This is a genomic window from Boudabousia tangfeifanii, assembly GCF_001856685.1.
GTDB lineage: Bacteria > Actinomycetota > Actinomycetes > Actinomycetales > Actinomycetaceae > Boudabousia > Boudabousia tangfeifanii.
Map to the genome: position 1 here is coordinate 1,238,601 of NZ_CP017812.1, position 21,261 is coordinate 1,259,861.

General features: G+C 52.3%; 18 protein-coding genes, 1 tRNA gene and 1 other RNA gene. 11 read left to right on the top strand and 9 right to left on the bottom strand.

Annotation, left to right across the window (positions count from 1 at the left end):
* Positions 1 to 68: 68 nt before the first annotated feature.
* From BK816_RS05095 to BK816_RS05120, 6 genes are read left to right on the top strand one after another with little or no spacing between them, the layout of a single operon-like run.
* Positions 69 to 1,025, top strand: coding sequence for an ABC transporter permease (locus BK816_RS05095; RefSeq protein WP_071164211.1), 957 nt, complete (start codon positions 69 to 71; stop codon positions 1,023 to 1,025).
* A 1-nt stretch (position 1,026) separates the two neighbouring features.
* Positions 1,027 to 3,012, top strand: a complete 1,986-nt coding sequence (locus tag BK816_RS05100; RefSeq protein ID WP_071164212.1) for a dipeptide/oligopeptide/nickel ABC transporter permease/ATP-binding protein — start codon at positions 1,027 to 1,029, stop codon at positions 3,010 to 3,012.
* The gene (locus BK816_RS05105; RefSeq protein WP_071164213.1) at positions 3,009 to 3,818 is read left to right on the top strand and encodes an ABC transporter ATP-binding protein; all 810 of its coding nucleotides are present in this window, start codon (positions 3,009 to 3,011) and stop codon (positions 3,816 to 3,818) included. The genes BK816_RS05100 and BK816_RS05105 overlap by 4 nt, the downstream gene beginning before the upstream one ends.
* A 13-nt stretch (positions 3,819 to 3,831) precedes the next feature.
* Positions 3,832 to 4,749 (top strand): dihydrodipicolinate synthase family protein, encoded by a 918-nt coding sequence (locus tag BK816_RS05110; RefSeq protein WP_071164214.1) that lies wholly within the window; start codon positions 3,832 to 3,834, stop codon positions 4,747 to 4,749.
* A 1-nt stretch (position 4,750) separates the two neighbouring features.
* Complete coding sequence (locus BK816_RS05115) at positions 4,751 to 5,686, top strand: ROK family protein (protein ID WP_071164215.1); 936 nt, start codon at positions 4,751 to 4,753, stop codon at positions 5,684 to 5,686.
* A complete protein-coding gene (locus tag BK816_RS05120; RefSeq protein WP_071164216.1) occupies positions 5,683 to 6,369 on the top strand; it encodes an N-acetylmannosamine-6-phosphate 2-epimerase in 687 nt (228 codons plus the stop codon). Before BK816_RS05115 ends, BK816_RS05120 begins: the two co-directional genes overlap by 4 nt.
* Before the next feature lie 75 nt (positions 6,370 to 6,444).
* Here the strand turns inward: BK816_RS05120 and pheT are convergent, their stop codons facing one another.
* Positions 6,445 to 9,093, bottom strand: coding sequence for a phenylalanine--tRNA ligase subunit beta (pheT, locus tag BK816_RS05125; RefSeq protein WP_071164217.1), 2,649 nt, complete (start codon positions 9,091 to 9,093; stop codon positions 6,445 to 6,447).
* Positions 9,094 to 9,095: 2 nt separating this feature from the next.
* Complete coding sequence (pheS, locus tag BK816_RS05130) at positions 9,096 to 10,178, bottom strand: phenylalanine--tRNA ligase subunit alpha (protein WP_071164218.1); 1,083 nt, start codon at positions 10,176 to 10,178, stop codon at positions 9,096 to 9,098.
* Between the two features lie 84 nt (positions 10,179 to 10,262).
* On the opposite strand from pheS, the gene map reads away from it, so the two are divergent.
* Together map and ppgK are read left to right on the top strand one after the other, a co-directional pair.
* Positions 10,263 to 11,162 carry a type I methionyl aminopeptidase gene (gene map / locus BK816_RS05135; protein ID WP_071164219.1) on the top strand — a complete coding sequence of 300 codons (900 nt, stop codon included), beginning with the start codon at positions 10,263 to 10,265 and terminating at the stop codon, positions 11,160 to 11,162.
* A gap of 33 nt (positions 11,163 to 11,195) precedes the next feature.
* Complete coding sequence (gene ppgK, locus BK816_RS05140) at positions 11,196 to 11,945, top strand: polyphosphate--glucose phosphotransferase (protein WP_071164220.1); 750 nt, start codon at positions 11,196 to 11,198, stop codon at positions 11,943 to 11,945.
* Between the two features lie 98 nt (positions 11,946 to 12,043).
* Here the strand turns inward: ppgK and rnpB are convergent.
* Positions 12,044 to 12,410, bottom strand: an RNA gene (rnpB, locus tag BK816_RS05145) — RNase P RNA component class A.
* A gap of 31 nt (positions 12,411 to 12,441) precedes the next feature.
* Here rnpB and BK816_RS05150 point away from each other — a divergent pair.
* Positions 12,442 to 13,320, top strand: a complete 879-nt coding sequence (locus BK816_RS05150) for a YaaA family protein (protein ID WP_071164221.1) — start codon at positions 12,442 to 12,444, stop codon at positions 13,318 to 13,320.
* 8 nt (positions 13,321 to 13,328) lie between these two features.
* On the opposite strand, the gene BK816_RS05155 is transcribed toward BK816_RS05150, so the two are convergent.
* Positions 13,329 to 14,558, bottom strand: a complete 1,230-nt coding sequence (locus tag BK816_RS05155; RefSeq protein ID WP_071164222.1) for an MFS transporter — start codon at positions 14,556 to 14,558, stop codon at positions 13,329 to 13,331.
* A 132-nt stretch (positions 14,559 to 14,690) separates the two neighbouring features.
* On the opposite strand from BK816_RS05155, the gene BK816_RS05160 reads away from it, so the two are divergent.
* The gene (locus tag BK816_RS05160) at positions 14,691 to 15,236 is read left to right on the top strand and encodes an HdeD family acid-resistance protein (protein ID WP_071164223.1); all 546 of its coding nucleotides are present in this window, start codon (positions 14,691 to 14,693) and stop codon (positions 15,234 to 15,236) included.
* A 67-nt stretch (positions 15,237 to 15,303) separates the two neighbouring features.
* Here BK816_RS05160 and BK816_RS05165 read toward each other — a convergent pair whose 3' ends face one another.
* The 5 genes from BK816_RS05165 to BK816_RS05185 form a co-directional block, all read right to left on the bottom strand.
* Positions 15,304 to 15,972 (bottom strand): histidine phosphatase family protein, encoded by a 669-nt coding sequence (locus tag BK816_RS05165; protein ID WP_071164224.1) that lies wholly within the window; start codon positions 15,970 to 15,972, stop codon positions 15,304 to 15,306.
* On the bottom strand, positions 15,965 to 16,696 hold the full coding sequence (locus tag BK816_RS05170; protein WP_071164225.1) for a zinc ribbon domain-containing protein: 732 nt from the start codon (positions 16,694 to 16,696) through the stop codon (positions 15,965 to 15,967). Before BK816_RS05170 ends, BK816_RS05165 begins: the two co-directional genes overlap by 8 nt.
* Positions 16,693 to 17,544, bottom strand: coding sequence for a Nif3-like dinuclear metal center hexameric protein (locus BK816_RS05175; RefSeq protein ID WP_071164226.1), 852 nt, complete (start codon positions 17,542 to 17,544; stop codon positions 16,693 to 16,695). The genes BK816_RS05170 and BK816_RS05175 overlap by 4 nt, the downstream gene beginning before the upstream one ends.
* A gap of 20 nt (positions 17,545 to 17,564) precedes the next feature.
* Positions 17,565 to 17,638: transfer RNA gene (locus BK816_RS05180), tRNA-Val, on the bottom strand.
* A gap of 124 nt (positions 17,639 to 17,762) precedes the next feature.
* Entirely contained in the window at positions 17,763 to 18,173 is a 411-nt protein-coding gene (locus BK816_RS05185; protein ID WP_236842297.1) for a DUF3052 domain-containing protein, read from the bottom strand.
* A 253-nt stretch (positions 18,174 to 18,426) separates the two neighbouring features.
* On the opposite strand from BK816_RS05185, the gene aceE reads away from it, so the two are divergent.
* On the top strand, positions 18,427 to 21,168 hold the full coding sequence (aceE, locus tag BK816_RS05190; protein WP_071164227.1) for a pyruvate dehydrogenase (acetyl-transferring), homodimeric type: 2,742 nt from the start codon (positions 18,427 to 18,429) through the stop codon (positions 21,166 to 21,168).
* Positions 21,169 to 21,261 lie beyond the last annotated feature (93 nt).

The following is a 21,261-nucleotide window of genomic DNA, read 5'->3' on the forward strand; positions in this document are numbered from 1 at the left end:
AGCCATTTGTGGGGGCGCGCGAAGCGCGCCCCCACAAACACTTTCTCGCAAAACTGGAGCACATCGCCGTGACCAATATGTTAAGACTCGTCGGCCGTCGCCTTGCGATTTTGCCGGTAATGATCCTCGGCATTACCTTCTTGGTGTATGCCCTTATGGCCTTAAGCCCCATCGACCCCGCCTATGTCGCCCTCGGTGAAAGCGCGTCCGAAGAAGCCCGCGCTGCTTACCGCCAACAGATCGGATACTACGATCCCCTTATCGTTCGTTATGGAAGATTCCTTTGGGATATGCTGCATGGTTCCCTCGGAACTTATTCTTCGCAACAACTTCCGGTAACTCAACGAATTGCTACTGCTTTCCCTATCACCATGGAACTCACCTTCATGGGTTTGCTCATTGCAGTAGTCTTCGCTCTCCTCTTTGGTGTCTTAGCCGCTCTTTACCGTGACAAGTGGCCCGACCAAGTGATTCGTGTCTTTTCAATTCTCTGCGTTGCGACTCCCTCCTTCTGGTTAGCAGTACTCTTCATCCAAGCATTTACCATCAAGCTCAATTGGCTCCCAGGCTCCGGTCCGCTACCAGATCCCGGAGTAGATCCTGCCGGTTTTATGGCCCGTATGGCACTTCCAGCGATTGCTCTGGGCGTTCCCGTCGCTGGTTCCTTGATTCGTGTGGTTCGTACTTCCATGGTGGAAGAACTAGACAAAGATTATGTTCGTACCGCCCTAGGCGCAGGTATCCCGAAACACACAGTGGTTGCCCGAAATGTCCTACGTAACGCACTAATCACTCCAGTTACCGTCCTCGGCTTACGCATTGGTTATCTGATGGGTGGTGCCATTATTATCGAAGTCATTTTCGACTTGCCAGGAATGGGCGTTGCCATCTTACAAGGCGTTACCGATAACGAACCTAACTTAGTCCAAGGCGTGACTCTAGTCGTGGCTCTCGCCTTCGTCATTATCAACATTGTGGTTGACATGCTTTACGTCTTAATCAACCCACGAATCCGGGAGGTGTGAGATGCACAAGCAGCTTGCTAATAAACTCGAAAAACAACCCGGAGCAAGGTTTAGCCGGTTTGGGAACATGAGCCTAGGCTCGAAGCTCTCCTTGATTTTCCTAGTCTTCATTGTGCTTTGCGCCGTCTTCGCTCCCCTAGTAGCGCCTTATGATCCCCTGCAAACTTTAAAACCAATCCAACAGCCAGGTCATGAGTTCTATTTCGGTACTGATAAAATCGGCCGCGATATCTTCTCTCGCGTGATCTATGGTTCGCGCTACTCACTACTCATTGGTTTATCAGCTACCGCTTTTGCTCTTTTCTGGGCAGCTATTCTTGGCTCAATTGCAGCTGTCAGCCGCCGATGGATCTCCGAAACCCTGATGCGCGTCTTGGACATCGTTATGTCCTTCCCAGGCATTGCTCTAGCTGCTGTATTCGTTTCTGTTTGGGGAAACAGCCTACCGGTTTTGATTATGACCATTGGCTTCCTCTACATTCCCCAACTCACCCGAATCGTGCGCGCTAATATCCTCGATCAGTACGGTGAAGATTACGTCGCAGCAGCGATCGTATCTGGTGCACGCGCACCATGGATTCTAGTCAAGCATGTGGCCCGTAACTGCATCGCTCCAGTAATGGTCTTCGCGACCGTCCTCGTCGCTGATGCAATCGTATTCGAAGCATCACTCTCATTCATCAATGCCGGTGTGCGTCCCCCCGCACCATCGTGGGGCAATATCCTCGCTGATGGCCGGGCACTTCTGTTCTCCGGCATTTGGTGGCCAACGCTCTTCCCCGGCCTAGCAATTACCCTCACCGTACTTGCTCTTAACATCTTGTCCGAAGGACTAACCGATGCCATGGTCGCCGCTCCAAAGTCCACGGTTAACATTAAGAAGTCTGACTCGACCGACAAGCTCTTGGTTGATCCAGTTTTGGCACACCAAGCACAAGCCGCCGCTTTGGAATCACGCCTAGCTCAGCTTAAAGAAGTGGAAGCAACCCGCACGGACCGTTTGGTCTACACCCGTAACGAAGAGCCCATCTTAGAAGTTAAGAACCTCTGCATTAGGTTCCCACGTCATGGACAGACCAATGTGGTTGATAACGTCAGCTTCAAGGTCCGTCCAGGTGAGACCATGGGTCTAGTTGGTGAATCAGGTTGTGGTAAATCCATTACCTCGCTGACGATCATGGGTTTGCTTGATCCTTCCGCTACCATTACGGGCGAGATCAACTACAACGGTCAGAATCTGCTCGACCTTTCTGCCAAGCAGCATTCAAACTTGCGTGGTCACGAGCTGGCTATGATTTACCAAGATGCGTTGTCTTCTTTGAATCCTTCAATGCTAATCCGCTCGCAAATGAACCAGCTGATTAAGCGAGGCGGGACCCGAACCGCTGAAGAATTGCTGGAGCTAGTCGGCCTCGATCCGCAACGAACCTTAAAGTCCTATCCACATGAGCTTTCGGGTGGTCAGCGTCAGCGCGTCTTGATCGCGATGGCTTTGACTCGAGACCCCAAGCTGGTCATTGCAGACGAACCGACCACAGCGCTAGATGTGACAGTCCAACAGCAAGTAATCGATCTACTCAATGAACTGCGAGAAAAGCTTGGTTTCGCCATGATATTCGTCTCGCACGACTTGGCCTTGGTGGCCGAGGTCGCGCACTCGATTACGGTCATGTACGCCGGGCAAGTTGTCGAGCAAGCACCAACTGTCACTTTGTTGACCAATCCCAAACATGAATACACTCGTGGTTTGCTAGGTTCCGTCCTATCTATCGAGGCCGGATCTGGTCGCCTGCACCAAGTCCCAGGCACCGTTCCCTCGCCAAGAGACTTCCCCATTGGTGACCGTTTTGCCCCTCGTTCCTCGCACCCAGATATGGGTTTGGATGTTCGTCCAGTCTTCACCGCCGTTGCCGGCGACGAAGACCACTTCTACGCCAAGCCAGCTTGGGAAGAACCAACTCTATCTACGACTGGAGAAAGTAAATGAGCACTGAAACTCAACCAGTTATTGAACTGAAAGATGTGAAGGTCTCGTTCCGTTCTCGGACCGGTGGAATCATTAAACCGACGTTGGTGCATGCTGTTCGTGGCGTCAATATGAAAGTATTGCCCGGCCAAACCCTAGGTCTGGTGGGCGAATCTGGTTGTGGCAAATCAACCACCGCTAAGGTGATGTGTGGCTTGCAACCACCAACCTCGGGTCAGGTCTTTTTCCGAGGTGAAGAAGTCACCAAGCGCAGTGCCAACATGCGTAAGCGAATCGGTCGTGTGGTATCGGTGGTCTTCCAAGATCCTGCCACTGCACTAAACGCCCGAATGGTTGTCCGAGAGGCCCTGATGGACCCGATGCAGGTACACAACGTAGGTACCAAGGAAGAGCGAGAAGCTCGCGTAGAAGAGCTAATCGGCTTAGTCGGTTTACCAGCCTCAGCGCTCGATGCACTTCCAGGTCAGCTTTCTGGTGGTCAGCGTCAGCGTGTGGCGATTGCTCGTGCGCTAGCCTTGCGACCAGACGTGATTGTGGCCGATGAACCGACCTCGGCCTTGGACGTTTCGGTCCGAGCACAAATCTTAAACCTACTAACGGATTTGAAAACTGAATTAGGACTTTCCATGGTTTTCATTTCCCACGATATTCAAACCGTCCGGTATGTTTCCGATACCATTGCCGTTATGAACGGCGGCTTAGTGGTAGAAGAAGGACCCGCCGAACAAATCCTTAATAATCCTAAGGATCCGTACACTCGAACCCTCCTCGGAGCGGCTCCAACTCTACTCCATCCAGCAATCTAAGAGAGAAACTAAAATGACTGAAAAACTAACTGGTATCATCCCTCCGGTTCTTACCCCGCTAAACGCCGATGGCAGCGTCGATGAAGCTGCTTTGACCAAGTTGGTCAACTACTTAATCGACTCTGGGGTCGATGGTCTATTCGTCCTCGGTTCGTCCGGCGAAGTCGTTTATCTAACTGATGAACAACGCGAACAGGTGTTGCGGGTTACCACCGAGGTAGCCGCAGGACGTGTGCCCATCTTGGCGGGAGTCATCGACATGACTACCAACCGAGTGCTTGAACAAATCAAGCGAGCCGAAAAGTACCCAATTGATGCCATCGTAGTCACTGCCCCCTTCTACATTCGTACCGCCATGGACGAAGTTGAAACTCACTTTAGAACTATTGCAGCAGCTACCAAGTTGCCGGTTTGGGCCTACGACATTCCAGTTTGCGTGGGCACCAAACTTCCCGCCGCCTTCCTCGTCCGGATGGGTGTCGAGGGCGTCCTAGCTGGCGTCAAAGACTCCTCCGGTGACGATGTGGGTTTCCGCCGCCTAGTGCTAGCCAACAAGGCAGCAGGCAGCCCGCTTCAGTGCTTCACCGGCCACGAAGTCGTGGTGGATTGCATGGCTTTGCTTGGTGCTGACGGCGCAGTTCCCGGCCTAGGAAATGTGGACCCAGCGGGCTATGTCCGGCTATGGAAAGCTGCCAAAGCGGGTGACTGGGACAAGGCACGCGAAGAACAAGATCGTCTAGCTAACCTGTTCGAAATGGTCTTCCAGGCAAGCACGCTCGGTGGCGGTGCCGCTGGGGTTGGTTCCTTCAAGACCTCGCTGGCTGCCATGGGCGTCTTTAGCCACAATCGCATGTCCACCCCCGCTACCCGGATCGAGGGCGATGCGGCCGATCGCATTGTCAGCCTAGTGAAAGAAGCAGGTCTCCTCTGAGATGGCCAAGACTAGACTCATTGGGATAGACATTGGTGGGACCAAAACGGCAGTCGGCTTAGTCGACGCTAATGGTCTTATCTTGGCCTTAGCCCAGTGCCCTACTGCCACCCAAGATGGTCCGGAAGCTATTGTCAACAATGCTATCGCGTTAGCTAATGACTTGATAGCCAAATCCGACCACCCAGTTTCAGCAGTTGGAATCGGTTCGGCCGGAGTGGTCGAACCAGGAACAGGACGCATTGTTTCAGCCACCGATGCGATTCCGGGCTGGACGGGCACTGACCTGGCCAACTTGGTTGCCGCTGGTACTCACCTGCCATGTTGGGCTGAGAACGATGTCCATGCGCATGCTCGTGCCGAAGCATGGCAAGGAGCTGGTAAGGACTATCGTTCTATGCTGATGGCTGCCATCGGCACTGGGATCGGCGGTGCCTTTGTCACCGACGGACAAACCCAGGTTGGGGCCCATGGGGTAAGTGGCCTAATCGGGCATTTTGCGATTCCCGAAGCTGAAGGCATCGAATGCACTTGCGGCGGCCAAGGCCATTTTGAGGCGCTATGTTCTGGACCGGCGATTTTGGCCGCGTTCGAGCGTGCGGGTGGCAAGGCTGCTTCGGCGCGGGAAGTCGAAGACCTCGCAGTTGCTGGGGATGAACTTGCCGCCGAAGTTTTCGCAGCTTGTGCCCGCGCCACCGGACGCGCCCTCGGTGGTCTTACCAATATGTTCGACCCTGAGGTAGTAGTAGTTGGCGGCGGCATGAGCCAAGCCGGTGAGCTTTGGTGGCAACCGCTGCGCGAAGCCTTTAGCCAAGAAGTAATCCCTTTCCTAGCGAAAGTGCCGCTTGTTTCGGCTCAACTAAAACGCGATTCAGGTTTGATCGGGGCTGCATCGCTCGCCCTGACACACTTAAATGACCCTAAGGAGTCCCAATGACTTTATCTCCAGAAGAAATGATTGCCGCGATTAAAGGCAAACTGATTGTTTCCTGCCAGGCTTACCCCGGCGAGCCCTTGCGCGAACCACACATCACCGCCATGATGGCTAAGGCAGTAGTCGAAGGTGGAGCTGCTGCGGTACGTGTCCAAGGCATCGAAGACATCAAAGCAACTGCACAAGCAGTGGATGTCCCCGTAGTCGGACTTTGGAAGGATGGCCACGAAGGGGTTTACATTACCCCGACTCCGGCACACGCGAAAGCTTGTGTAGAAGCTGGTGCCCAGATTGTAGCCATCGATGCCACTGATCGTCCCCGTCCAGATGGTTCTACCTTCGCCGACTGTGTCAAGGCCGTAAAGGAAGCAAACCCTAACGCGCTGGTGATGGCTGACTGCTCTTGTGTCGAGGACGGTATCGCCGCTGAAAAAGCTGGTGCTGATTTTATCGGCACGACACTGGCCGGCTACACGCCATCGAGAGAAAAAACTCCTGGTCCAGATTTTGAGCTGATTGACCAAATGTTGGCTGCTGTCTCTAAACCGGTAATTGTTGAAGGGCGCATCCACAAACCAGCCGATCTGGCGGCTGTGATGGAAAAGGGCGCATGGTCAGCTTGTGTCGGCACTGCGATTACTCATCCAACTAGCCTCACCCGCTGGTTCATTGACGCCATCGACTAACAAAATAAATAGTTTGGGGGCTTAACCGACTGGTTAAGCCCCCAAACTATTTATCGTCTAAAAGTTGGCGAGAACCTAGCGCAAGCTAGCACCAAACTTCTTCTTTAGCGCAGCTAGTACGCGCTCACGCAAAGCGGTAGTTTCCTTTGCTTCAAGCGTGTGGTCACCACGCATCTTCAATGAGAAGGCCAGAGATTTCTCGCCCTCGGAAAGTTGCTTACCACTGTAAACGTCGAAGAGTCGAGCTTCAGCCAACAACGGACCTGCCGCCTTCTTAACCTCAACTAGAACCTCAGCGGCACTAACCGCGGCCGGTAGCACCACAGCCAAGTCTTCCTTCGCTAGCGGGAAGGTCGAAAGGGTGGCCACCTGCTTGGGCTGGTCACTGACTGAGTCGCACAAAGCTGACAAATCGAGCTCAAAGGCGCAGGTACGAGCTGGCAAGTTAAAGTTCTGGCAGACTTTAGGATGTAGTTCGCCAGCATAACCAACCACGGTTAAACGCTTACCCAAACGAACACGCAACTGGGCAACCCGTCCGGGGTGCCATGGTGCTAGCCAAGCCTGTGGCATAGGTTCAATCCCCTGCCCGGCCATAGCCCGCAAGTTAACGTGCTCAGGCTCACTACCAGCGACCAAAGGAGTGGCTACCAACAGGTTGGCCCCTACTGCGGATGCTGCCAAATTAGCGGCATTAATCGCGTCATTCCAAGCGAAAGGCTTGGTCTCTTCCAAAACGCTCAAGGGCGCGCGATTACCGGCGAGTACTCCCGCTAAGTGCCAAGGCTGTGCTGGCACCTGGGACATGATCGTAGCGATCTGTTCCGCATTAGGAGTTTGTACCTCAGGCATAGTAGCTGCTGGAATGTCCCCAGCACGCGAAACCATTCCTTGCTCGAAAATGGCGAAAGAATCATTGCCGCGGGCGAGGTTACGACGAGCCACATCCAACAAGGTGTCGAGCAAGCTCGTGCGCAACCAAGGAGCGTCGTCAGCCATCGGATTGTATAGCTTCAAGGCCTGACGACGAGGATCGTCCTCGGCCAGCAACTGGCGATCATGCGAGTTGGAAACGAACGGGTACGAAAGTACCTGAGTCATCCCACTAGCTGCCAAAGTGGCGGCCACCTGACGACGCGAACGCAAATCCTGGGGAACGCTACCACGGGTCGAAATCTGAGGCAGAATCGAAGGCAGTTCTTCGTAACCATGTAGGCGAGCGACCTCTTCGACTAGGTGTGCTGGACCAGTCAAGTCAGGACGCCAAGACGGGACCGTCACCTGCCAAAGTTCGCCGCTATCGTCGATTTCGCAACCGATTTCAGTCAAGAAACGCTTAACCGACTCATTATCGATTTCCACTCCGACCAAACGTGCCGGGTGCTGTGGATCGAATTCGAAAACCATGGCCGGTTTGGTTTCATTAAGATCGAGGACGCGACCGGCATCGGTACCACCGGCTAGCTCAACTAGTAGATCAACTACTCGCTGAGCTGCGACTGGAGCCAACTGTGGGTCTACTCCGCGCTCGAAACGCTTTGCTGCTTCCGAAGGCAACTTGTGGCGGCGAGCAGTACGTGCCACGCTAACAGAATCGAAGTGCGCGGCTTCTACCAATACCGCGGTGGTGTTCTCGTTTACTTCCGAGCTGGCCCCACCCATAACACCGGCAAGCGCCAAAACGCGGCTACCTTCGCCCTCGGGCGAATCGGTAATCAGCAAATCTTCTGGGTTTAGTTCGCGTTCCACCTCATCCAAAGTGGTCAGCTTCTCCCCTGCCTTGGCACGACGAACTACTAGCGGGGCGCTTACTGCCGAGAGGTCATAAGCGTGGAGTGGCTGCCCCAGTTCCAACATGACGTAGTTGGTAATGTCCACCGTCAGCGACAGGGAACGCATCCCCGAAGCTTGTAGGCGGCGAACCATCCAGTCAGGGGTAGGAGCGCTAGGATCGATCCCCGTGACAACGCGAGTAACGAAGCGGTCGCATCCTTGGTTGCCACGAATGGGGGCCTGATCGGCCAAAACGACCGGGAAAGCGTCTTCGGTGTTTTCCGGCAAGCTCGCGACAAGATTGCCAGGCACGCCCGGATCAACAAACTTGGCACCAGTTGAGTGGGCGTATTCGCGAGCCACCCCGCGCATGGAGAAGCAGTAGCCACGGTCGGGGGTAATGTTGATTTCAAGGAGTTCTTCACCCAAACCGAGCAAGGCAACAGCATCGCTGCCAACTTCTGGTACCGGGCCATCAAGGTATTTATCGAGGACGATAATCCCCTCGGCTGAAGCCGCCAACCCGAGCTCAGCCTCAGAGCACATCATGCCATCAGAAATGTGGCCGTAGGTCTTGCGAGCGGCAATTTCAAAGCCTCCGGGCAAAACTGCCCCTGGAAGTGAAACCACTACGTGGTCTCCGACCTCGAAATTGTGGGCACCACAAATGATGCCGCGGCTAGGAAGCTCAGAAGGCTCCTTCCCAGTGCCGGGTTCATCATTGTACTGACCAACATCCACGCGGCAATAGTTAATTACCTTGCCGTTGGACTGTTCCTTTGGGTCACGAGTCAAAACCTTGCCAACTACTAGTGGGCCAGTTACCGGAGGGGGCACAATCTGCTCTTCTTCCAGCCCGACCTTAACTAGGTCCTTCGCAACTTCTTCAATGGTGGTGTTTTCCTTCAACGACACCATTGAGTTCAACCATTCAAGTGAAACGTAAGGCATAATCAGCAGCCCTTCCCAGTTAGAGAGAATTGTTGCGAGAAGCGAATGTCGCCCTCGACAATGTCGTGCATATCGTTAATTCCGTGACGAAGCATGAGAGTACGTTCGATACCCATGCCGAAAGCGAAGCCTTGGTACTCTTCTGGGTCGATACCACAAGCAGTAAGCACTGCTGGGTTCACCATGCCACAGCCACCCCATTCAATCCAGCCCGGGCCGCCCTTCTTCTGCGGGAACCAGAGATCCATTTCGGCACTTGGTTCAGTGAAGGGGAAGAAAGAAGGACGCAAACGAGTCTTAGCCTCAGGACCGAACATAGCCCGAGCAAACTCATCAAGCACGCCCTTAAGGTGCGCCATAGTCAAACCTTTATCGATGGCCAAACCTTCAACCTGGTGGAATACCGGGGTATGGGTAGCATCGAGTTCATCAGAACGGAACACCTTACCCGGGCAAGCTAGGTAAATCGGAGGCTGGCTAGCCACCATGGTACGTCCTTGCACTGGCGAGGTGTGCGTGCGCATTACCAAGTGCGAGTCGCCCGGCTGCGTTTCAGCATTAATCTGCGGATCAACGTAGAAAGTATCCTGCATCTGGCGAGCCGGATGGTCGGGATCAAGATTCAAAGCATCGAAGTTAAACCACTCGTGTTCGATTTCTGGTCCCTGACCAATCGACCATCCCAAAGAAACGAAAAAGTCAGTGATTTCGTCAATCAGCAAATCGAGTGGGTGGCGAGCGCCGAGCCAAGCGCGCTCAGGCGGCACAGTCACGTCGACAGTTTCTTCCACCAAAAGACGCTGAGCTTCCGCTTCAGCCAGCTCATTTTCAAACTTTTGGTAGGCGGCTTCAATCTCCTTGCGGGCGGCACCAACGCGCTTACCGACCTCGGCCCGCTTTTCTGCTACCAAGTGCTTAATCTGAGCTTTCGCCTGACCGAGGACGGACTTATCGTCAAGAGCTCGGTTTTTCAAGGTTTTCAGCTCGGCAAGGGAAGCTGCCTGGGCAAAGGACTGGAGCGCCCCAGCAACGGCGGCAGACAAATCTACCTCGGGTTCCTCACCATTTTGGGCTGACAAAGCCATTGATCTGGTCCCTTTCTAAAACAATTTACGTAAACCTGTCCTATTGTACCCCGAGTTAGCGCCTTAGCACGGTAGGGTTATTACATGGAAAAAAATCTTGCTGAACTTGCCCGCCGAGCCCCGCTCGGCAACCTGACCCCGGGTCGTATTAGCCCCCGTCGCTCCGTTCCCAAACATATTGCCCGTCCGGAATATATGTTCCATGACGGTCCTGAAGTAGTTACTGCCCCTGAGATTAAATCTGAGGAAACGATTGAAAAGATTCGGGCTGCCGGCGAAATTGCGGCAAATGCCATTGTCGAGGTCGGTAAAGCTATCGCTCCTGGAGTCACCACCGACGAACTCGATCGGATTGCCCACGAATATCTCTGTGACCATGATGCCTATCCCTCGTGTTTGGGCTATATGGGCTTTCCTAAGTCCATTTGCACCTCGATTAATGAGGTGATTTGCCATGGGATTCCCGATGATCGTCCCCTAGAAGAGGGTGACATTATCAACATTGATATCACTGCTTACCGCGATGGAGTCCACGGTGATACCTGCCGCATGTTTACTGTCGGTGAGGTAGACGAAGTTTCCAAGCAACTCATTGACGTGACCGAAAAGGCTTTGGCCCGCGGCATTAAAGCGGTAAAGCCAGGTCGTCAGATAAATGTGATTGGTCGGGTTATCGAATCCTATGCTCGTCGTTTCGATTTCCAGGTGGTACGCGACTACACCGGTCACGGTGTCGGAGAAGCCTTCCACTCTGGGTTAATCGTGCCTCACTACGATTGCGCTCCGAATTACGATCAGGTGATCGAAACCGGTATGGTATTCACTATCGAACCAATGTTGACGCTCGGTACCGTCGAGTGGGAACAGTGGGAAGATGAATGGACAGTAGTCACTGCTGACCGAGGACGAACCGCCCAGTTTGAGCATACGATTGTAGTTCGAGACGAGGGCGCAGAAATCCTCACTCTGCCCACCATCGAATAAATGCATCACAGCGAAGTGAAAGGCTAAATCTTAATGGAAATCGCATTTGGTATTGATATTGGCGGCTCTGGCATTAAAGGAGCTCCCGTCAACCTAGCAACCGGCGAATTCGCCGAGGAACGCTACCGGATCCCCACTCCCCAGCCCTCTACCCCAGAGGCAGTCACTGAGGTTTGTGCCGAGCTGGTAGATCACTTCCAGCTAGATCCACAAACCCCAGTTGGCATTACTTTCCCGGCACCCGTGAAAAACGATACCGTTCGCTTTATCGCCAACCTAGACCAGAGTTGGACCGGAGTCAACGTCGCCGAAATCATGGAAGCGCGTCTGGGCCGCAAGGTAGTAGCAGTTAACGACGCTGATGCCGCCGGTTTTGCCGAGGCCGCCCTCGGTGCTGCCAAAGACGTGCCCGGCTTGGTTCTTGTTACCACTCTTGGTACCGGCATTGGTTCTGCTCTGATTTACAATGGTCAGCTCATTCCTGGTAGCGAGCTAGGACATTTAAAGATTCGGGGAAAGTCGGCGGAAAAACGGGCTGCAGCCTCGGTGCGAGAAAAGAAAAAGCTCACTTGGCCCGAGTGGATTGAACGGCTGCAGGAATACTACTCGTACCTTGACATGCTCTTCACCCCAGACCTGATGGTCGTGGGCGGTGGCGTCTCTAAGAAGCACGAAAAATTCCTGCCCAAGCTTGAGCTCAACTGCCCGATTGTGCCGGCCAAGTTGCTTAATACTGCAGGTATTGTCGGAGCGGCTGCCCTTGCCGCCCAGGCAAACAACTGACCGAAAGCATTCGGCAAAATAACATTATTTTGGGGGCCGAGGGCGGAATCAGTATCCGTCCTCGGCCCCCAAAGTTTACCCACGTATAGGGAAAGCCTAAGTTGAGTGCCTCGATACGCCGGGTTCTGTCCCGCCTAAGCGGTGACGGCCATTTATCTAGGACCAATGTTGCCATTGGCCTCAAGCAACCTACCCGTGGACTGGACGAGCAGCCTATGCGTCCACTTATTTGGTCTTGCTCCCGATGAGGTTTACCAAGCATTCACAGTCACCTGCGAACCTGGTGGTCTCTTACACCACCTTTTCACCCTTACCAGCAAAGGCTGGCGGTCTGTTTTCTGTGGCACTATCTCGCGGGTCACCCCGGGTGGCCGTTAGCCACCATCGTGCTCTGTGGAGCCCGGACGTTCCTCGACACCTAAAACTGCTAAAGTTTTGTGGTGGCGCGACCGTCTAAGACACTCAACTCGCTTACTTTACACCAGAAAGGCCCCAAATGATATTGCTTTTGCCCCCAAGTGAAGGGAAAGACTTTTCTCCTTCAAAAAAGGCGCCTTTAGACTTGGCTTCGCTCAGTTTTCCGCAACTGAATGAATCCCGCGCCAAGCTCATTGCCTCGCTGCAAGCCTTGGGAGCAGATGAGCAAGCTGCCCAAATTCTGAAAGTGGGGCCAGCTAAACAAGCAGAATTAGAGTTTCACCAACAGCTACTTACTGCCGGGGCGAAAGCGGCAACCAGTGTTTATTCCGGCGTACTTTACGACGCAGCTAACTGGGCGCAGTGGCAGGTTTCAGCGAAAAACAATCAAGACTTAACGGTTTTAGTTACCTCCGCTTTATGGGGACTCGTTTCCCCCAACGATCAGATCCTGCCATACCGGTTACCGGGTAATGCCACCCTTCCCGCCCTCGGCAAGGTCTCGACCTATTGGCGGCCCGAGCTTCAGACTGCGCTGGCCCCCTTAGTGAGTAACCAACTGGTGGTAGATTGCCGTTCTGGGGCCTACCAAGCAATGTGGCCGGCAACAGCTAGCAATGCTAAAAAAGCTAACTGCCAAATAATTCCCATTCGAGTAGTGAGCGTGCAGAACGGCAAAGAAAAGGTGGTTTCTCACCATGCCAAGCATGCGCGAGGTGAATTGGCAGGTTTGTTGGCGCAAGCAGCAGGATGGTTATCCTCTGCAACAGCAGTAGCTAAATCCCAACAACTTGAAGGCACCATCAGTGATATTAAGACAGTCGAGCAGCTACTTGGCTGGGTAAAGAATGCCGCTACTAGCCCAGAGATAAGCTTTAGTGATGCGCGCTTAGAAGATCCCTCACTTGGCTCAGACCAACCAGGGGTGTGTACTTTGACGCTTATGATCAAAGATTAGTACTTCTTTTAGTCACTAATCACTGGAGTCGGACGTCGGAAAGTTGGGTGCAGCCAAGCCAAAATGGTTGAGGCCAATAGAGCCACCCCAGCTACAATAAAGGGCGCATACGAGTTCCAACTGTATAAGCTGGTAGCGCTAACTGGACCAATAATCCAGGTAACTGCACCGGCTGCGTTCAGTACCCCGGCGACCCCACCTAATTCATGTTTTTCCACCTCTAGGGAAGCACCCGCATTGTAACCTGGAGAGACTGTTCCCATCCCTACCCCAACACCAAAGGCGGAAAGTGCCAAAAGGCTGAATGAAGTAACTGTGCCATAGCCAATTAGGCTGAGTAGAGCGATCACCAGTCCCCAACGCACAAGTTTTCGGGGAGTAGTTCCAAGTCGGGGCACAATCACAATCTGCATTAGCATTGCCCCACAAGCGCCAGCTAACAATAAACCACCAGTTACCGGCATAGCTTTTTCTGGACTTAGACCAAGACGATCTTGAGCCACAAAACCAGTGGTAATTTGAACGATCCCATTAGTAAAAAACATGCCGAGGCCGGCAAGAATCCATGGAAGGATCCGAGGATCTCGCCAAGAGACCTTAACCGGTTTCTCTTTTTTCGGTGGTGGCGGGGTAACTGGCACAAAGAAAAAGCAGGTGACTAGGGCAAAGGCAATTAAGATGCCAGTAGCGTGCACCGGACCATAAATATTCCATGCCCCAAGAGCTGATGAGACTAGGGAACCAACCATAATGGAGGCACTGATTGCTCCGGAAAAAGCACTCATACCGCGAACTCGAGAAGCCTCATCTGGGGTGAGGGTCGCAATGAGCGCTTGCCCCGTAGGGGGAATAGCTGAAACTGCCGCCCCAAAGAAGGCACCACGAGCCAAGACAATTGCGGTAGTCGCACTGGCCGAGCCAATTACGCCCTCGGACCGCAAAACCACTGCTGCTGAAAAAATAATAGCCGCACTCAAAGCTAAGGTTAGCGCGATTAACAGTACTCGTCGTCTTCCCCAGTCGAGAGATTTAACTCCCCAAAATGACGATAAAGAGGTAACAAATAGTGCAGCTAAGGAGACTGCTAAACCAACTGCCCACTCAGCTAGTTGCAGGGAGCGAGCTAGCGGTGCGATTGACACGTTTAGCATGTTCTGGGCGCTATAGGTGAAGAAAACAATGAGAAGCAGTGCCCGCAAGGTTGGGTTAGTTAGCAAGAGCGAGCGTTGCTTGTCCATTTTTACCTCTTTCTTTTAGACTCCTTTCACCATAGCCGCACTGCAGCCTTTAGTCCAATCTCAACACTTATCTCAGGGCAATTATTAGCTTAGAGGACTATGCTGAAGCGTAGTCTTTTTTTAGGAGAAAAAATGAAAGCTAAACGTGATTGGGCCGCCCTCGTGGTCGGCATCTTGTACCTTTTAACCGCCTTTTTTATGTTCGTCTCTCCCCTTTGGAGCTTGACTTTCTTCGGCATGTTCTTTTCCTTCAGCGTGCTTTTCGGCGGGATTTTTGATCTTTGGTTCCAGTTATCCCTGCCCGCATCCCGTCGCTCGGGTTACGGTATTTTGATGGCAGTTGTCACCATTATCCTGTCATTAATTTTGCTCACTGGTTCTCAGGCTGAACAAGCACTTTTGCTGCCAGTTTTCTTAGCAATTTGGTTCATCTTCTTTGGCTTGTTAAGGATTGTGGCTGGGATTAAGCTCCATCAACTTTTCCCAGGTCGAGGCCGAGGCTTTTCCTTTACCGGTTTGATGCTGGTGATAATCGGCATTTTGGTACTTTTGAGCCCACTTTTCTCTGGCACGGTCATGGTCTACATGATTGCAATCAGCTTCGTGGCGGTAGGTATTAGCCGTATCGTTGATTTCTTTACTTTGAAGGTATACCCCGAGGTTACTTTCTACGTCTAAACTTTAACCAAACAAGTTGTGGGGCTAAGGATTATCCTTAGCCCCACAACTTGTGTTTAAGATTTTTCTAGTCAGCCAAGTTACCTAAACTTGGTGCTAAACCGAATGCGACTAGGTTGACTCGTCCAGAGGGTAAACGATGCAAAATCTGTGTTGATGCTAAAGGAATCTCAAGCTGCATAACTTGTTCTGGCTGCCACCCAAGAGACTGTCCCAGAATGATCCTAGTGACAATTTCATGGCAAGCTAGCACCACCGTTTTGCCTTCATGCTGAGCCCAGAGTTCATCAGTGAAATCTGACAATCTGTCGCACATATTGTTGAGTGGTTCGAGCCCGGCCCATAAGTCTTCACCCGAAATCCAGCGATGGGCCAAACCTGGGTATTCTTCCCAAAGCTGAGCCATGTTGGCACCAAAAGCTTCTCCTACTCCGATTTCTCGAGCACGTTCATCAACTTTCATCGCAAGCCCCAACTCGGCAGAGAGTAGCTCGCCTAGTTGATGAGCACGACGAACTGGCGAAGAGTAAAGCGCACTTGGTGTGGGAATCCAATCGAAATGTTGCTTTCCAATCTTTCCCACTAGTGCGGTAGCAGCTTTAACCTGAGCTAAACCATTGGCCGAGAGATCTGGATCGATCGGGTCACTACCTCCACAAAGCTGGCCATTTTCAGTGTAGGCCGTAGCTCCATGGCGAACTAGGATGAGATAAGTATCCTGTTTGGTCTCAGTCATCGACTCTCACCATGATCCATTCGTGATCTTCACTCACAAGTACCTCATCAGAAGGTGCTTTACGGATCCGATCCCATTCTGCGGGAGTGAACTGGACAGACATCCCATCGATCGAGCGTCCCCGTAAGGCTACTGCTCCAATACCACCGGTTGATTTCCGAATAGCATCGTATTCGCGGGTAAGTTCTGGTCCAGCAATGACCATGTGAGCCTTTCGCTCATCGATTAATGGCTGAGCTTGACTTTGCAGATCAGCAATTTGCGCGTCACGCTTTGCCGTTAGTTCATTAATTTGCTGGCTAAGGTTTTCGCTTTCGGTACGAATGGAATCGATTTGCGCTTGCTGTTTCTTCAGTTCGTCATCGCCTTCCCATTGTTTTTCCATCACCAAATCTAGTCGAGCGGTAACGTTATCTAGCTCTTCTTGCATATTGGCGAGTTCTTTGGGACTCCCCGCACTAGCATCAAGTCGCTGGTTTAGTACCTCAATGCGAGCTTGCATACGTTCAACATCATTTGCCACTTTGCTGGCCTCTCGACGGTAATCAGAAAGGTTAGCTTGGAGGCTAGCAATCTCACGAGTTTTTACTTCCCGTGCTTGTTTTAGCTCGCGGAGCTGCTCATGTTCGGGCAGATGCTGAGCATCGTATGTCAATCGAGCCAATGCAGTATCGCATTTCTGCATTACCAATAAAGCTTGTTGTTGCTTGGCGCTAGCCTTCATTTTTGCTCACTTTCAGTGGTCGGAAGCGAAAGATTCCATGGTTCTGTGACCAGTGTAGAGACTTTTACTTCACAAGTCATTCCACGCGCGGCAAAGGCTGCTAATAACGCTGGCTTCGCCAAATTTTGCCAGACAGTTTCGGTTGCCCAGTGCGAAGCATTGATTAAGTAGGGTTTACCACCCGCCAAGTGTTCACTAGCTGGATGATGTCTAAGGTCTGCAGTGACATAGACATCAGCACCACATTTACGCGCCGTTTCAAGCAGACTGTCACCAGCACCTGAACAAATCGCAACTGTTTCAACCTGATCCTCTAAATCCCCACCAACCAGAATGCCATGAGGAGAAGCAGGAAGCGCTGTTGCTACTTGATGTGCAAACGCTGCTAAGGTCATAGGGGACGAAAGCTTTCCCACGACTCCCATACCTGGGTGTTGCGGATGATCGACTTTCTCTAGCACATCTACCCTTCGCACTCCCAGTAACTGAGCCAGAGCAGTATTTACCCCTTGTTCTGCCGCATCTGCATTAGTGTGAGCATTAAAAAGTGCACAATCATGTTTAATCAGATCGACAACCAATCCCCCTTTGGGATCTGCTGCGGGCAGAAAACTTGTGGGACGTAGATACAGTGGATGGTGGACTAGTAAAAGATCGGCTTGATTAGCAATAGCTTCATCTACTGTGGCCCGTACGGGTTCGAGAGCTAATTGAATGCATTTAACTTCTTGGTCTAGATCGCCTACGATCAGACCAACCTTATCCCAGTCTTGTGCCAAGCTTTTGGGGTATAGGTCTTCAAGAATCTCTAAAACTTGAGACAACTTTGGAAAATTTTTGTTAGTCATGGTGACTATTTTAGCAAGGGTGGGCCCGGCCGGATTCGAACCGACGACCCCTTGGGTGTAAACCAAGTGCTCTAACCAGCTGAGCTACAGGCCCTTTCTTCTCTGCCGAAGCGAGAAGCACGAGTAGAAATACTACCCGAATATTCGATGAAGTCAAATCGTATTTCGGTGATCACCCTAACACTTAACCGAGGCAGAGCGCTTCCCAAACACTAAGACTAAGCGCGACCTCGAGAGGTCAACCGTGTACCAGCCCAACGTTTCCCAAGAGCAGTAGCGGTAGTAGCGTTTAACCCTGCCACTTTTGCGGCTTCATTCACTTCAAATGGTGGAACGTGTTGCTCATCACCGGCCTTGGGAGTGAGTACCCAAAGAGTACCCGAACCGTCAAGATTGGAAGCTGCATCAACCAAAAGGTCGGTAAGATCTTCTACCTCTCCATCCTCGGCACGCCACCAAATGATTGCCCCGTCAACCATATCGGAATAATCTTCATCGACTAGTTCTTCTTTGGTTTCCGCTTCAATCGCAGTTCGAATCGCCTGATCACAATCGTCATCAAAATAGAACTCTTGCACTACTGCACCCGCACCGAATGCGAAATTGGTGCGAATCTCGTCGCCTGACACTGCAGGTGATCCCCTTTCTAATGGGTGGCTTACGCCTAAATATTTCTCCTCAATAAGTAACCAGATTTTCACGTTTTTCGCAACAACTCACGAAAATTAAGTACCAAATCGTTAACTTTTCACTGATTATGGGAAAATTCATAGGCCGCTAGTCCCAAGTGCACCTGTATTTTTCCAATAAATCGTACATAATAGAAGGGTATCTATTCGGTGGCGCCGCTGTTGGCGCCAGCAAGCAGTGGAAGAAGGATCCGTGAGCGAACTCAACGAGACCAGCCCCCTGATTAACGGACTACTCAGCCAGGTTCCGGATATCGATCCGGAAGAAACTAAAGAATGGGTTGAGTCCCTAGACGGTTTGATTGATGAAAAGGGTGGACCGCGTGCGCGCTACATCCTTTTGTCGATGCTTCGTGAAGCACGTCTAAAGAACGTTTCAGTCCCACAATCACTTACCACCCCATACGTCAACACCATTGGGGTGCATCAAGAACCTTATTTCCCCGGCGACGAAGCAACTGAACGCGAATACCGTCGTTGGATTCGTTGGAACGCCGCAGTAATGGTAACCCGCGCTCAGCGCCCGGGTGTCAAGGTCGGTGGCCACATTTCGTCATACGCCTCGGTAGCAACTTTGTACGAAGTTGGCTTCAACCACTTCTTCCGTGGCAAGAACCATCCAGGTGGCGGCGACCATGTCTTCTTCCAGGGTCACTGCTCCCCCGGTAACTACGCTCGTGCGTTCCTCGAAGGTCGCTTGACCGAGGACGATCTCGATGGTTTCCGCCAAGAAGTAAGCCACGACCACGGCATTCCTTCCTACCCACACCCGCGTCAGATGCCAGAGTTCTGGGAATACCCAACCGTTTCTATGGGTCTAGGGCCAGCAGAAGCCATTTACCAGGCATGGTTCGATAAGTACTTGCACATGCGCGGCATCAAAGACACCTCCCAGCAGCACACTTGGGCTTTCTTGGGCGACGGTGAAATGGACGAGCCAGAATCGCGTGGTATGTTGCAGCTAGCTGCTCAGCAAGGGCTGGACAACCTTACCTTCGTGATTAACTGTAACTTGCAGCGTCTCGATGGCCCAGTTCGTGGTAACGGCAAGATCATGCAAGAACTTGAAGCGTTCTTCCGTGGTGCTGGCTGGAACGTCATCAAGGTCGTTTGGGGTCGTGAATGGGACGTTCTATTGAATGCCGATAAGGATCGCGCCCTCGTTAACTTGATGACCGAAACCCTTGACGGTGACTTCCAGTCCTTCCGCGCTAACGATGGTGCCTTCATCCGTGAGCACTTCTTCAACCGCGATCCTCGCACCAAGGCAATGGTCAAGGATTGGACGGATGACCAGATTTGGGCTCTGAAGCGTGGTGGCCACGATTACCGCAAGGTCTACTCGGCATACAAGGCTGCCATGGAACACACCGGTCAGCCGACTGTTATTTTGGCTCATACGGTTAAGGGTTACTCTTTGGGTACTAACTTCGCTGGCCGTAACTCAACTCACCAGATGAAGAAGCTGGCACTCGATGACCTCAAGGCATTGCGTGACCGTCTACAGATTCCTTTCACTGACGAACAGTTGGAAGAGAATCCATACATGCCTCCTTACTACAAGCCAGAGCCAAATCACCCGGCATACCAGTACATGCTTGAACGTCGTGAAGCACTAGGTGGCTTCCTACCTTCGCGTCCACGTCAGCATGGCGAACTTCCAATGCCTAACCCAAAGGTCTTTGAGACTTTCAAGAAGGGTTCAGGTAAGCAAGAAGTCGCTACCACCATGGCTTTCGTGAAGATGCTTAAGGACATTATCCGTGACAAAGAAATGGGTAACCGCATCGTTCCGATCATTCCGGACGAAGCTCGTACCTTCGGCCTCGATGCGATCTTCCCATCGGCTAAGATCTTCAACACTCATGGTCAGAACTACACTCCAGTAGATGCTTCCATGATGTTGTCTTACCGCGAATCACAACAGGGACAGATCCTCCACACCGGCATTAACGAAGCTGGTTCGGCTGCTGCTTTCCAGGTTGCTGGTACTTCCTACGCGACTCACGGCGAACCGATGATTCCGGTTTACATCTTCTACTCGATGTTCGGTTTCCAGCGTACGGCAGATCAGTTCTGGGCTGCCGGCGACCAGCTCTGCCGCGGCTTTATCATTGGTGCTACCGCTGGCCGTACCACCCTAGCTGGTGAAGGTACCCAGCACATGGATGGCCACTCGCCACTCATTGCCGGTACCAACACTGCCGTCGTGCAGTACGACCCAGCTTACGCCTACGAAATCGCTTACATTGTTAAGGATGGTTTGGAGCGTATGTACGGTCCGGTTAAGGATCGCGATCCGAACGTCATGTACTACTTGACGGTTTACAACGAGCCAATGCACCAGCCAGCAGAGCCCGAGAATGTAGACATTGAAGGCATCATCAAGGGTATCCACCAGGTGGCACCTGCTGATGGTAATGGCCCTCAGGTTAACTTGCTCGCCTCTGGTGTCGGTGTTCCGTGGGCGGTTAAGGCGAAGGAACTACTCGCTAAGGATTGGGGCGTTAATGCTTCGGTTTGGTCGGTCACCTCGTGGAACGAACTGCGTCGTGACGGCATGGCTTGCGATAAGCACAACCTCCTCCACCCAGAAGAAGCTCCAGAAGTTCCTTACTTGACTAAGAAGCTTTCTGAAGTTGACGGCCCATTCGTGGCCACCTCAGATTACGATCACTTGGTACAAGATCAGATCCGCAAGTGGGTTCCAGGTGAATACTTGGTACTCGGTGCTGATGGCTTTGGCTTCTCGGACACCCGTCCTGCCGCTCGTCGCCACTTCTTCATCGATGCTGAATCGATGGTTGTTGGTGCTCTTAGCCAGTTGGCTGCTTCCGGCCAGGTTGACAAGACCGTGGTCAAGCAAGCAATCGACAAGTACGATCTCTTCAATGTTAACGCTGGAACCTCAGGTTCTGACGCTGGCGAGAACTGAGTAATCGTTAGCTAGTTACTTTGTGGGGGTGTTACTGCATATCGCGGTAACACCCCCACTTCTGTTTCCATATTCGTTTGGCACAAACTAGCT

Excerpts from the sequence above, each read along its gene's own strand:
- BK816_RS05100 (WP_071164212.1), top strand. The coding sequence starts at position 1,027 with ATGCACAAGCAGCTTGCTAATAAACTCGAAAAACAACCCGGAGCAAGG.
- BK816_RS05105 (WP_071164213.1), top strand. The coding sequence starts at position 3,009 with ATGAGCACTGAAACTCAACCAGTTATTGAACTGAAAGATGTGAAGGTC.
- BK816_RS05110 (WP_071164214.1), top strand. The coding sequence starts at position 3,832 with ATGACTGAAAAACTAACTGGTATCATCCCTCCGGTTCTTACCCCGCTA.
- BK816_RS05115 (WP_071164215.1), top strand. The coding sequence starts at position 4,751 with ATGGCCAAGACTAGACTCATTGGGATAGACATTGGTGGGACCAAAACG.
- BK816_RS05120 (WP_071164216.1), top strand. The coding sequence starts at position 5,683 with ATGACTTTATCTCCAGAAGAAATGATTGCCGCGATTAAAGGCAAACTG.
- pheT (WP_071164217.1), bottom strand. The coding sequence starts at position 9,093 with ATGCCTTACGTTTCACTTGAATGGTTGAACTCAATGGTGTCGTTGAAG.
- pheS (WP_071164218.1), bottom strand. The coding sequence starts at position 10,178 with ATGGCTTTGTCAGCCCAAAATGGTGAGGAACCCGAGGTAGATTTGTCT.
- map (WP_071164219.1), top strand. The coding sequence starts at position 10,263 with ATGGAAAAAAATCTTGCTGAACTTGCCCGCCGAGCCCCGCTCGGCAAC.
- ppgK (WP_071164220.1), top strand. The coding sequence starts at position 11,196 with ATGGAAATCGCATTTGGTATTGATATTGGCGGCTCTGGCATTAAAGGA.
- BK816_RS05150 (WP_071164221.1), top strand. The coding sequence starts at position 12,442 with ATGATATTGCTTTTGCCCCCAAGTGAAGGGAAAGACTTTTCTCCTTCA.
- BK816_RS05155 (WP_071164222.1), bottom strand. The coding sequence starts at position 14,558 with ATGGACAAGCAACGCTCGCTCTTGCTAACTAACCCAACCTTGCGGGCA.
- BK816_RS05160 (WP_071164223.1), top strand. The coding sequence starts at position 14,691 with ATGAAAGCTAAACGTGATTGGGCCGCCCTCGTGGTCGGCATCTTGTAC.
- BK816_RS05165 (WP_071164224.1), bottom strand. The coding sequence starts at position 15,972 with ATGACTGAGACCAAACAGGATACTTATCTCATCCTAGTTCGCCATGGA.
- BK816_RS05170 (WP_071164225.1), bottom strand. The coding sequence starts at position 16,696 with ATGAAGGCTAGCGCCAAGCAACAACAAGCTTTATTGGTAATGCAGAAA.
- BK816_RS05175 (WP_071164226.1), bottom strand. The coding sequence starts at position 17,544 with ATGACTAACAAAAATTTTCCAAAGTTGTCTCAAGTTTTAGAGATTCTT.